11 protein-coding genes and 3 tRNA genes are annotated in these 11,971 nt (G+C 52.9%); 6 read left to right on the top strand and 8 right to left on the bottom strand.

Annotated elements, in window-relative coordinates; translation table 11 throughout:
- Nucleotides 1-4: 4 nt before the first annotated feature.
- Entirely contained in the window at nt 5-1,333 is a 1,329-nt protein-coding gene (gene argA / locus U868_RS0113630; RefSeq protein WP_025153770.1) for an amino-acid N-acetyltransferase, read from the bottom strand.
- Nucleotides 1,334-1,613: 280 nt separating this feature from the next.
- On the opposite strand from argA, the gene amiC reads away from it, so the two are divergent.
- The gene (gene amiC, locus U868_RS0113625; protein ID WP_025153769.1) at nt 1,614-2,864 is read left to right on the top strand and encodes an N-acetylmuramoyl-L-alanine amidase AmiC; all 1,251 of its coding nucleotides are present in this window, start codon (nt 1,614-1,616) and stop codon (nt 2,862-2,864) included.
- A 151-nt stretch (nt 2,865-3,015) separates the two neighbouring features.
- Here amiC and U868_RS0113620 read toward each other — a convergent pair.
- From U868_RS0113620 to U868_RS0113610, 3 genes are all read right to left on the bottom strand, one after another.
- Nucleotides 3,016-3,092: transfer RNA gene (locus tag U868_RS0113620), tRNA-Met, on the bottom strand.
- Between the two features lie 26 nt (nt 3,093-3,118).
- Nucleotides 3,119-3,195, bottom strand: a tRNA-Met gene (locus U868_RS0113615).
- 59 nt (nt 3,196-3,254) lie between these two features.
- Nucleotides 3,255-3,331: transfer RNA gene (locus U868_RS0113610), tRNA-Met, on the bottom strand.
- Between the two features lie 230 nt (nt 3,332-3,561).
- On the opposite strand from U868_RS0113610, the gene mltA reads away from it, so the two are divergent.
- Both mltA and tcdA read left to right on the top strand, forming a co-directional pair.
- Nucleotides 3,562-4,659: a murein transglycosylase A gene (mltA, locus tag U868_RS0113605; protein ID WP_025153768.1), complete on the top strand. Its 1,098-nt coding sequence runs from the start codon at nt 3,562-3,564 to the stop codon at nt 4,657-4,659.
- 94 nt (nt 4,660-4,753) lie between these two features.
- On the top strand, nt 4,754-5,569 hold the full coding sequence (tcdA, locus tag U868_RS0113600; protein WP_025153767.1) for a tRNA cyclic N6-threonylcarbamoyladenosine(37) synthase TcdA: 816 nt from the start codon (nt 4,754-4,756) through the stop codon (nt 5,567-5,569).
- Between the two features lie 5 nt (nt 5,570-5,574).
- Here tcdA and csdE read toward each other — a convergent pair whose 3' ends face one another.
- Both csdE and csdA read right to left on the bottom strand, forming a co-directional pair.
- Nucleotides 5,575-6,021 (bottom strand): cysteine desulfurase sulfur acceptor subunit CsdE, encoded by a 447-nt coding sequence (csdE, locus tag U868_RS0113595; RefSeq protein WP_025153766.1) that lies wholly within the window; start codon nt 6,019-6,021, stop codon nt 5,575-5,577.
- Nucleotides 6,022-6,030: 9 nt separating this feature from the next.
- Nucleotides 6,031-7,242, bottom strand: coding sequence for a cysteine desulfurase CsdA (csdA, locus tag U868_RS0113590; RefSeq protein ID WP_025153765.1), 1,212 nt, complete (start codon nt 7,240-7,242; stop codon nt 6,031-6,033).
- Nucleotides 7,243-7,753: 511 nt separating this feature from the next.
- Between csdA and U868_RS0113585 the strand changes: the two genes are divergently transcribed.
- Genes U868_RS0113585 through rlmM form a run of 3 tightly spaced genes read left to right on the top strand, consistent with a single transcriptional unit; the run spans nt 7,754 to nt 10,192 of the window.
- A complete protein-coding gene (locus U868_RS0113585; RefSeq protein WP_004242201.1) occupies nt 7,754-8,680 on the top strand; it encodes a transcriptional regulator GcvA in 927 nt (308 codons plus the stop codon).
- 26 nt (nt 8,681-8,706) lie between these two features.
- Nucleotides 8,707-9,102 carry a DUF423 domain-containing protein gene (locus U868_RS0113580; protein WP_015422457.1) on the top strand — a complete coding sequence of 132 codons (396 nt, stop codon included), beginning with the start codon at nt 8,707-8,709 and terminating at the stop codon, nt 9,100-9,102.
- Entirely contained in the window at nt 9,095-10,192 is a 1,098-nt protein-coding gene (gene rlmM / locus U868_RS0113575) for a 23S rRNA (cytidine(2498)-2'-O)-methyltransferase RlmM (RefSeq protein WP_025153764.1), read from the top strand. The genes U868_RS0113580 and rlmM overlap by 8 nt, the downstream gene beginning before the upstream one ends.
- Nucleotides 10,193-10,232: 40 nt before the next feature.
- Here the strand turns inward: rlmM and U868_RS0113570 are convergent, their stop codons facing one another.
- A complete protein-coding gene (locus tag U868_RS0113570; RefSeq protein ID WP_025153763.1) occupies nt 10,233-10,928 on the bottom strand; it encodes a DUF3592 domain-containing protein in 696 nt (231 codons plus the stop codon).
- Between the two features lie 228 nt (nt 10,929-11,156).
- On the bottom strand, nt 11,157-11,921 hold the full coding sequence (gene xni, locus U868_RS0113560) for a flap endonuclease Xni (protein ID WP_025153762.1): 765 nt from the start codon (nt 11,919-11,921) through the stop codon (nt 11,157-11,159).
- Nucleotides 11,922-11,971 lie beyond the last annotated feature (50 nt).

Below are 11,971 nucleotides of genomic sequence, written 5' to 3'. Positions count from 1 at the left end.
CAGATTACTGAAAGCCGAGGATCAGGATTTTTGAGCGCCGCTGATAGTTATACAGCGCCTGTTTTTTAACCGGCAGGTTTTCAATTTCTGCCGGGACAAAGCCGCGCTCCTGAAACCAGTGAATGCTGCGGGTGGTGAGCACAAACAGCTTTTCCAGCCCGATCTGCTTTGCCTGCTGCGTCACACGGTGCAGCAGTTCCTCGCCCCGTGCCGAGCTGCGGTAATCGGGATGTACCGCCACGCAGGCCATTTCACCGATTTTCTCTTCCGGATACGGATAGAGCGCGGCACAGGCAATGGTGGTGTTATCGCGTTCAATAATGGTGAATTTGTCGATTTCCATTTCCAGTTGTTCGCGGGAGCGGCGTACCAGAATGCCCTGTTGCTCCAGCGGGCGGATAAGCTCAAGGATCCCGCCGATATCGTTGATATTGGCGCGGCGTGTCTGTTCCGAGCTTTCCATCACAATCTGTGTCCCGATACCGTCGCGGGAGAAGAGTTCCTGGATAAGCGCACCGTCCTCCTGGTAACTGAGAAGGTGGCTGCGTTTCACGCCCCGGCGGCAGGCTTTCACCGCGCCGCGCAGGAAACGGACGGTTCCGGAGTAGTAATCGCCGCTGCCCTCCAGCGCCTGCACATAGTGCTCTGCATCATTCGGGTGCATTTCGGAGATAATCCCGCCGTCATCCGCCACCACTCCCTGCGCAGAGCAGAAACCGATCAGTTTTTCCGCTTTCAGTTTGACGGCAATCTGCGTGGCAATTTCCTCGGAAGTCAGATTAAAGCTTTCCCCGGTGACCGACACTGCCACCGGGCCAATCAGCACGATACCGCCGTTATTGAGCTGACGGTTGATGGCATCCTCATCGATCCGGCGGATACGCCCGCTGTGGCAGTAATCAATGCCGTCATCCACGCCCAGCGGCTGGGCTATCACAAAATTTCCGCTCACCACATTGATATGCGCACCCTGCAGCGGTGTGTTACTCAGACACATCGACAGGCGGGCGGTGATATCCAGCTGTAACTGTCCGGCTGCCTGTTTGACCAGTTCGAGAGTCCGGGCATCTGTCACACGGGTATTTTTGTGATAAACCGGCTTACACTGATGGGCCAGCAGATTTTTTTCAATTTGCGGACGGGCGCCGTACACCACAATCAGGCGGATGCCGAGGCTGTGCAGTAAGCCGATATCATTAACAATACCGGGAAAGTTTTCATGATCGATAGCTTCGCCGCCCAGCATCACCACAAATGTTTTGCCATGGTGAGCATTAATATAAGGAACCGACTGACGGAATCCGTCCACCAGTTCGATACTGCGCTCTTTCATAACACCCCTCGCAAGTGAATTTTTATTCGAAATTTATGTATTTTTATTCTTTTTGCGCCGGAATAGCAAGTGTAAATTTTGGTCGCCGGTGAAGATTTTGCCGGGTTTTATGCCGTGTTATCGCCATATAAGCCAAAAATGCATAATGACAGGGCGCAAATGATTAGATAAAGTGCCGTTTAAATTATTTACGGAATAAATTGTTCTGTTTCTTTATTTTCCGGTTTTTATAATCCGCACCGGTTATTGTTGATTTGATTTACGCTATGGATATTTTTTCATGAGTCATTCTGAACATGATGCGTCACGCCGTCTGTTACTGAAAGGCGCAGCGGCGTTTTGTCTGCTGAGTATCAGCCCGTTCGGCTTTGCGGCATCGTCACAAATTGTGGCGGTGCGTATCTGGCCGGCATCCAGTTATACCCGTGTGACTATTGAGTCGGATCATCCGCTGAAATATAAGCAGTTTTCGCTGCAAAACCCGGAACGTATTGTTGTTGATCTGAAAAATGTGCATCTCAACAGTGTGCTGAAAGGCATGGATAAGCAGGTGCAGGATCGCGATCCGCATCTGAAGCTGATCCGTGTCGGTCAGAATGACCCGCAAACTGTCCGGCTGGTATTTGAAGTGAAACAGGCGATGAGCCCGCAGGTGCTGGAACTGACCCCGGTCGCGGAGTTTAAAAACCGTCTGGTGCTTGATTTTTATCCGAAAAATGGTGCTGCGACAGAAGACGATCCGCTGCTGGCCCTGCTGGAAGATTACAACCGCGGTGACCTGGAAGAGAGCCTGCCGCGTGAAACGCCGAAACCGGGTAAAGCCGGTCAGGACAGGCCGGTTGTTATCATGATTGATCCGGGCCACGGCGGAGAGGATCCCGGTGCTGTCGGGAAATATAAAACCCGCGAAAAAGATGTGGTGCTGCAGATTGCCCGCCGTCTGAAATCGCTGATCGATCGCGAGCCGGGTATGCGTGCCTATATGACACGCAACGAGGATGTGTTTATCCCGCTGTCAGTGCGCGTGGCGAAAGCCCGTAAAATGCGGGCGGATCTGTTTGTCTCAATTCATGCGGATGCCTTTACCAACCGCTCTGCCAGAGGTTCGTCGGTCTTTGCGCTTTCGACGCGGGGAGCAACCAGTAATACCGCGAAATATCTGGCCCAGACCCAGAACGATGCGGATAAAATCGGGGGGGTCAGCAAAAGCGGTGACAAATACCTCGATCAGACCATGTTTGATATGGTGCAGAGCGCGAGTATCAAAGACAGCCTCAAATTCGGTTCAGAAGTGCTGAAACGGATGGGAAATGTCAATAAACTGCATAAACGGACGGTCGATCAGGCCGGGTTTGCGGTGCTGAAAGCGCCGGATATCCCGTCGATTCTGGTGGAAACCGCCTTTATCAGTAACCTTGAGGAAGAGCGTCTGCTGAAAACCGCCAAATTCCAGCAGGAGATGGCTAATTCGATTTTTCAGGGGATTAAGGCGTATTTTGCCAATGGCGGAGCCGTTGCGCGGCGCAACTGAGAACAGAACAAAGACGATGCATCACAAGGATGTGGTGTGAAACGGACACATACAATACAGACAGCCTTATGTGCTGAAATAATCGTGTTTCAGTGACGCTGACGTGTTTTGTGTTTTTCAGGAAAAGTGACAGGGAAATTTGTCATAAGAGTGGTTGCGGGGGCCGGATTTGAACCGACGACCTTCGGGTTATGAGCCCGACGAGCTACCAGGCTGCTCCACCCCGCGTCCGATTTTGTTAATGATATGAAGGTTGGTTGCGGGAGCCGGATTTGAACCGACGACCTTCGGGTTATGAGCCCGACGAGCTACCAGGCTGCTCCATCCCGCGTCCGAATATCATTAACTGAGCATATTACATTGTATTCACAGACCGCACATTTCAAAAATTGGTTGCGGGAGCCGGATTTGAACCGACGACCTTCGGGTTATGAGCCCGACGAGCTACCAGGCTGCTCCATCCCGCGTCTGTGAGGCGCCCACTATACTCAGGATGAGAGCTGATGCAAGTTTTTTCTTGATAAAAAGCTATCCCGCCCCCTGATTTGGTTAATTATCCGGCTGATTGATTGTTTTTTATTCATTTAACCGGATGATTGCTCAGCGATAAAAAATTAAACCGGTTGCATAATAAAAGCGATTTGATATCGTTCTCATACATATTATATTAATTCAAATTATTGGTTGGCAGATGGGTATGAGCAAAACCGGCAGGTATTTGTTGTGCGGTGTATTGTTTGCGTTATTAGTCGGTTGTGAATCCCGCCCGACAGATAAAGGTCAGCAATATAAAGACGGGCATCTGACGCAGAATTTACAGGAAGTGGCTAACGTCAACAGCCCCGGTATACCGGTCAACGGCCCTGACTTTCTGAAACAGGTGGAAGCCATCCGGACTACCTCACCGCGCCTGTACAACCAGTACAGTGATAACTTCCGGGCGGTTGAAAACTGGCTGCGTTCCGGTGCGGATACCGCGCAGCTGCGGCAGTTCAACCTGCACAGCTATCAGATGGAAGGCAAAGATAACTACGGAAACGTGCAGTTTACCGGCTATTACACCCCGGTTGTTCAGGCCCGTCATACCCGCGGGGGGGAGTTTCAGTACCCTATCTACCGCATGCCGCCGAAAAAAGGCGGCCGTCTGCCGAGCCGTGCTCAGATTTATAACGGGGCGCTGAGTGATAACTATGTCCTTGCCTACAGCAATTCACTGATGGATAACTTCCTGATGGATGTTCAGGGCAGCGCTTATATTGATTTTGGCGATGGTTCTGAGCTGAACTTTTTCGCGTATGCCGGAAAGAACGGACACGGTTATACCAGCGTCGGTCGTGTTCTTATCGAGCGCGGCGAGGTGGAAAAGAAAGATATGTCGATGCTGGCTATCCGCAAGTGGGCCGATAGTCACTCTCCGCAGGAAGTGCAGGAATTACTGGAGCAAAACGCCTCTTTTGTCTTTTTCACGCCAAAGCAGTTTGCACCGGTAAAAGGAGCGAGCGCGGTACCGCTGATTGCCAAAGCGTCTGTGGCCTCCGATAAAACACTGATCCCGCCGGGTACCACGCTGCTGGCGGAAGTCCCGGTGCTGGATAACCAGGGCAATTTTACCGGCCGTTATGATATGCGTCTGATGATCGCGCTGGATGTCGGCGGCGCTATCAAGGGGCATCACTTCGATATCTATCACGGTATCGGCCACGATGCCGGGCTGATGGCCGGTTTCTACAATCACTACGGTCGCGTCTGGGTACTGAAAAAAGGTATTCCGCCGATCCTGAACCCGGTGCTGTAGTCTTTCATTCTTGCGATGTATACTTCGCAACGAAGTATGCATCCGCATTATTTCTTAGTCGTTTCTGTCATTTTTCACCGCAGGTTTCTGTATTATGCAAACCCTTTTATCTGATGCTTATCTGCAGCGTTTTGCCGGTATTGGTCGTCTCTATGGTCAGCAGGCGCTCCGTTTGTTTGCCCGATCTCATTTCTGTGTTGTCGGCATCGGCGGTGTCGGATCGTGGGCGGCGGAAGCGCTGGCACGTACCGGTATTGGTGCCATTACACTGATTGATATGGATGATGTGTGCGTAACCAATACCAACCGGCAGATCCACGCTATGCAGGGCACCGTCGGGCAGCCGAAAATTGAGGTGATGCGGGAGCGGATCCTGGCCATCAACCCGGAATGTCAGGTGCATTGTACGGATGATTTTGTCACGCCGGGCAATGTCGCTGATATGATGAGCCCGGGATTTGATTATGTGATCGATGCTATCGACAGCGTCCGCCCGAAAGCGGCACTACTGGCCTATTGCCGCCGCAATAAAATTCCGCTGGTCACCACCGGCGGCGCGGGCGGGCAGATCGACCCGACACAGATTCAGGTCGCGGATCTGGCGAAAACGTTACAGGATCCGCTGGCGGCGAAACTGCGTGAACGCCTGAAATCAGACTACGGTGTGCGTAAAAACGGCAAAGGACGGCTCGGGATCGATTGTGTGTTCTCGACAGAGCCGCTGCGTTACCCGCAGGCGGACGGCAGCGCGGCCTGTGGCATGAAAAACAGTGCGGAAGGGAGTATGCGGATGGACTGTGCTGCCGGGTTTGGTGCTGCCACCGTGGTCACGGCATCCTTCGGGTTTGTGGCGGTCTCTCATGCACTGAAAAAACTGATGGCAAAAGCAGAGCGTGCTGCAGCTGAGTAAGCCTTTCAGGCGCTGAGCCGCTGTGCAATCGTGCGCGCGGCATCAATCAGTGCCTGAATCCCGTTTTGTCTGGACTGGCTGAGCTGCGCGCTCAGCCCGTACTGTTCATACGCTGCGGATAAATCCGCGGATAACAGTGCCGCCGGTGTCAGGCCTTCCGCTTCGGTCAGCAGCACCGCCAGCAGACCTTTAACAATCCGCCCGTCACTGTCCCCCCAAAAATGCAGCGTACCGTCACTGCGGAGTGTGCCATCCAGCCAGACTCGGTTTTCACAGCCTTTGATTTCTGTCTCTTCACCTTTGCTTTCCGGCGGCAGTGCCGGTAACTGACGCGCCAGCATCACCAGCTGACGGTATTTTTCCTCCCATGAGCGGCAGGCGGAAAAAGTTTCCGTGAGCTGCTCACGGCGGATAGTGTGACCGAACGGGTGTGCCGGGAATGTGTGTGTCATCTTTTTCTCTCAGTCGTCAGCCAGGATTTCAAGGGCAAACTGTACCGCCTGCACCAGCTGACGGACATCATCCGGCTGATTATACGGCATAAAAGAGACCCGCAGACAGCCTTCCGTGCCCAGCGCCTGACACAGCGGCTGTGCACAGTGTTGTCCGTGGCGCAGGGCGATATTTTTTTCCGCCAGCAGCGTAGCGATATCACTGTGATGAATACCATCGATATTAAAGGCCAGCAGCGGGCTGCCGGGGCTGCGGTAACTGCGGAAACCGGGCAGTGCCGCGAGCTGCTGCTCCGCACTGTCACACAGAGCAACGGTGTAATCGTGGGCGGCGGTGAGATCGATTGTATCCAGCCAGCGCAGGGTTTCCCCGAATGCGGTAACACCGGCCACATTCGGTGTTCCTGCTTCAAAACGGGCGGGAACCGGAGCCGGGGTGAAGCTGAAAAAGTCGGTGCCGGTCAGCATTTTGCCGCCGCCCTGCCACGGCTGCATATCACAGAGCAGTTCCTGACGGCCATACAGAACGCCCAGCCCGTTCGGGCCATAGAGTTTGTGGGCGGAAAATGCATAGAAATCAACCTCACTGAGGGTGACATTCAGCGGGTGGTGAACCACGCCCTGAGCACCGTCAGCGACAATCAGTGCGCCGTGCTGATGTGACAGCTGCGCCGCACGGGCGATATCCGGCCGGTATCCGGTAACATTGGACATCTGCGTGACCGCCACCAGCCGGGTGCGCGGTGACAGCAGGGTTGCCAGCTGATCGCAGCACAGTGTTCTGTCCGCCGTCAGCGGCCATTTCACCAGGGTTGCTCCGGTCTGCTGTGCCAGTATGATCCACGGGATCAGGTTGGAATGATGTTCCGTTTCACTGACAATGATTTCATCCCCCGGCTGCAGACGCGGGCGGAAAAAGCCCTGAGCGACCAGGTTCAGGGATTCGGTGGTGCCTTTTGTCCAGATACAGCTGCGGGCATCTTCAGCCTGAATCAGGTGCCGTACGGCGTCACGTGCCTGCTCAAACTGTTCAGTGACGGCTCTGGCCTGCCGGTGATGGCTGCGGTGAACGGTCGCGCCGCTGTCATTCTGATAATAGCGGGCGGTGGCCTGTGTCATCACCTCCGGTTTAAGGGCGGTGGCGGCGCTGTCGAGAAAAACAGTGTCACCGGCAGCCCCGGGAAAGGCACGGCGGAATGTATCGGGAGAAAAGGTTTTCATCAGTGTTATCAACGGCAGTCTGAGATAAACAGAGCTTATGCAAAAAGTGCGGTATCCGGTACATCAGAGGCGCGAGCCCGGTGGTGACCGGCCGGATCGCGGCGGCAGTACTGTCAGCGACGGTTTACTATAATCAACATTGTGACGGCTTTCCAGACGGGTGATGCGTATCTGCCGGACGGAAGGCAAAAAAAAGCACCGCAATCAGCGGTGCATTCAAAAAATCACTATGGACAGACAGGGTAAATGTACAGGAAGTGAAAAAAACAGTAGCTTAAGCTACTATGTCCGGAACTCCCGGACAACTTGCAAACACAACATCACAACCACATAGCCAAAAGTTTTGCAGTATCGCTACCGTTCAACTTTTCGTTCCGGCTCAGGAAGTGGGCATACTATAGGTATTTGCTGGTGTATCATCAAGGGACAATTTATAATGCTTCGGATTACAAAAACTAATCCCGAATAAACTTACGTTACCGGTATCCGGATCTGACAGAAAAACCAGAAAATGTCCAAACGATTGCCTCCGCTCAACGCACTGCGTGTCTTCGATGCTGCCGCCCGTCATTTAAGTTTTACTAAGGCGGCGGAAGAGCTTTTTGTGACCCAGGCTGCCGTGAGCCATCAGATGAAAAGTCTGGAAGATTTCCTCGGGCTGAAATTATTCCGCCGCCGGAATCGTTCGTTGTTGCTGACGGAAGAGGGGCAGAGTTATTATCTCGATATAAAGGAAATCTTCTCAGCGATAAACGATGCCACACGCAAACTCCAGGCGCGCAGTGCCAAAGGGGCACTGACGGTCAGTCTGTCACCGAGTTTCGCGATTCAGTGGCTGGTGCCGCGTCTGTCCGGTTTTCATCAGGCCTACCCGGGGATTGATGTGCGGATCCAGGCGGTTGACCGCGAAGAAGATAAACTGGCCGATGATGTGGATGTGGCGATTTTTTACGGCAGAGGTAACTGGCCGGGTCTGCGTACAGACCGGCTGTATGCGGAATATCTGATCCCGGTGTGTGCGCCGTCACTGATGACCGGTGAACGACCGCTCAAAACACTGACCGATTTGTCGTATCATACACTTCTGCATGATTCATCCCGCCGTGACTGGCAGGCGTATATCCGCCAGGCGGATTTACAGCAGCAGGTCAATGTGCAGCACGGGCCGATTTTCAGCCACAGTGCAATGGTGATTCAGGCCGCAGTACACGGGCAGGGCGTGGCACTGGTCAATAATGTTATGGCAAAAAATGAACTGGATGCCGGTCGCCTGGTGTGCCCGTTTAAAGATATTCTGGTCAGTAAGAATGCGTTTTATCTGGTGTGTCAGGACAGTCAGGCTGATTCCGGTAAAATCGCAGCATTCCGTCAGTGGATTATGGCGCAGGCGGCGAGTGAACAGGAAAAACTAGGTTGGATGACAAGTGAGCAGGATTAACCTGAACATCACATAAGGTATGGCAAATGAATAGTCGGTTGATGTTAATTTTTGCCGGTTTCAGCGGCTTTTTTTATGTTGCATTCGGCGCAATAGGATCGCACCTTTTAACCCCGGTTCTGGCAAAGCACCAGATGGACTGGATTAATCTGGGTCTCCAGTACCAGATCTCACACACACTCGCCCTGATGGGGCTTGCTGCGGTTCTGATGCGCAAAGTGGTGTTGTGGTTTTACTGGAGCGGACTGTTTTTCGGGATCGGCATTCTGCTGTTTTCCGGCAGCCTGTATTGTATGGCGCTGTTACAGATGAAATATTTTGCCTATTTTACGCCGGTTGGCGGGGTAAGTTTCCTGTTAGGCTGGTTTTGTGTATTGATTGGCGCGTTGCGTCTAAGGAAAGTGGCTTCCGGCCATGAATAAAATAGCATTATATTGCCGTCCGGGTTTTGAGAAAGAGTGTGCCGCTGAGATCACGGATAAAGCCGGGCGTCTTGAGATTTTTGGTTTCCCGCGGGTTAAAGAGAACAGCGGTTATGTCATTTTTGAATGCTATCAGCCTGATGATGCCGATCGCATTGCAAAAGAGATCCCGTTTAAAGAGCTGATTTTTGCCCGTCAGATGATCGTTGTCGGCGAACTGCTGAAAAACTTACCCGAAAATGACCGGATCACACCGATCATGGGAATGCTGACCGGTGTGGTCGAGCGTGCCGGTGAGCTGCGTGTCGAAGTGCCTGACACCAACGAAGCCAAAGAGCTGATGAAGTTCTGCCGCAAATTCACAGTACCGCTGCGCTCAGCACTGCGGCAGGAAAAACTGCTGCTGGCAAAAGAGAACCGGGGCCGTCCGGTCATTCATGTTTTCTTTATCGCACCGGGCTGTTGCTATGTCGGTTATTCGTATTCAAATAATAACTCGATGTTCTACATGGGCATCCCGCGTCTGAAGTTCCCGTCAGATGCACCGAGCCGTTCCACCCTCAAGCTGGAAGAAGCGTTCCACATGTTTATTCCGTATGACGAGTGGGAAGAGCGTCTGGAAGGCGGATTACAGGCGGTGGATCTGGGCGCATGTCCGGGCGGCTGGACGTATCAGCTGGTGAAACACAGTATGCGTGTTCAGGCGGTGGATAACGGCCCGATGGCCGAAAGTCTGATGGAAACCGGTCAGGTGCGCCATCTCCGTGAGGACGGCTTTAAGTTCGTGCCGACATCCAAAAATATTACCTGGCTGGTCTGCGATATGGTGGAAAAACCGGCGAAAGTGGCTGCGCTGATGACCACCTGGATGGTTAACGGCTGGTGCCGCGAAACGATTTTTAACCTCAAACTGCCGATGAAAAAGCGCTATGAAGAGGTATCCCATATCCTCGAAAAAATGGCTGCTGAAATGAAAGAGCAGGGCGTGAATGCGCTGATCCACGCGAAACATCTGTATCATGACCGAGAGGAAATTACGGTGCATGTCCAGCGGGTGTGGGGAGCGTATAACCCGGATCGGATATTCTGATGAGTCATCCCGGCAATGATTGCCGGGATTCTTTTTTGTATCACTTCACTTTCGGCAGGAAAGAAGTATCCATGTAATATTTGTCCGGATTTTTCTGGTCCACATAAACAGTAATAAATTCCTGATGAATAAACGGTGCCGGGTCAAATGCAAGATTGCGGCTGTAATACAGTTTCACTGTATTGTCAGCGCTGTTATACCCCTGTGCCACAATCTGAAACGGGCTGCGGCCGTTAATGCTGACCATGGTGTTCATGATCACGTCAGTGAACCGGGCGTTGACCGGCATCCCTTCCCGCAGCAGACGCTGACCGGATTTCCCCCGCAGATACATGACAGCCAGCGGCAGCGAGCCGGCCAGGGCAAATACTGCTCCCATCCCGAGAAGAACCACAGCTCCGCCGTACAGGCCGCCGAAGGAGTGGATAACCGCGTTACCCGGGCTGCCCGGCCGGTAAATCACATCAATATCGTCACCCAGTGCATTGCGGTATCCGCTGCTGCAATAAGAGGACTCCATGACATACTCGTCCTGCCCGTCAGTGTATTTCACCACCGGGCAATATGACGTGCCGTTATCCGAGCGATGAACAGACAGATCGATGATCTGTCCGCTGACCACAATCCCGTCTTTTTCCTGTGAATAACCGGAAAGGTAAAAGTAGCTGCCGCCCATCAGCATCAGCAAACCAATAACAGCAAAAATCCCTAAAATAATGCGTGCTTTCGTAAACATAGGCCATCCGTCGGCTGGTTAATATTAATAACGCGGAGAGTGTAGAGGATGCCCGGCGGTTTACCTAACGATTTCAACTTAAGTTAAATTCGGACGGGATTATTCCGGACGCGGCAGAAACGAAACAGGCAAGACAGGCCGCTGCCAGCAGTATGATCATGCCGATTACCAAAAAAGTACCGGCAATATAGCGAAGCTGAGTAAATACAGGCATTCCGTTTATCTGGTTTAAGGGTTTTTTCCTGCCGGTAAACGCAGCTGGCTGAGATTTCCCTGTAAATGCAGATCCCGCTTCAGGGTGGCGACGTCACGGCAGCAGTAAGCCATGGCTTTTCCGTCGATCAGTTTCTGACGCCATTTTTCCGGTACCCGGTCAATATTGCTGTAGAGTGAGTCCAGATCAGCAAAGGTGCCGAGCAGTGCGGATGCTGCTTTCGGGCCGATACCGGTGATGCCGGGAATTTTACTGCTGCTGATACCGCTTAAGCCCCAGAAGTCCGGTAATTGCTGCGCGGTAACGCCAAATTCGGCGGCAATAAACGGCATATCGAGCCAGCGTTTCTGAAAATAGTCGCGGATCTGAATCTGCGGGGAGAGCAGCTGGCAGTAGCCTTTGTCGGTGGAGACAATGGTTACCCTGTGTCCCGCCTGACCGACTTTGTGCGCCAGTGTGGCGGCGAGATCATCCGCCTCATCCCCTTCGGAATGCCACGCTTTGATACCGTGACGGGCAAACATTTCCCGCAGCAGCGGCAGTTCCTGCCGGACAACCTCCGGCATTTCACTGCGTCCGGCTTTGTAACCGGGCAGCAGCTGATGACGCCAGCTGTGACGGCGGTCGTCTTCATCAAAGACTGTGACGGCGTGTGTCGGTTGTGCATGATTCAGGATCTGCATCAGCGCCTGTTCACAGACCAGCAGGCCGGACTGGCTCTGCACGGCATAGATCCGGCGGATCAGATTCATTGCATCGATAATCAGTAAATGGATCATAGTCGCTATATATAATTTCCCCGCCGGCGGCGGGGAAACAGTTCAGATAA

Source organism: Morganella morganii H1r (assembly GCF_000633515.1).
Taxonomy (GTDB): domain Bacteria; phylum Pseudomonadota; class Gammaproteobacteria; order Enterobacterales; family Enterobacteriaceae; genus Morganella; species Morganella morganii_B.
This window is presented reverse-complemented; position numbering and strand designations above follow the sequence as displayed.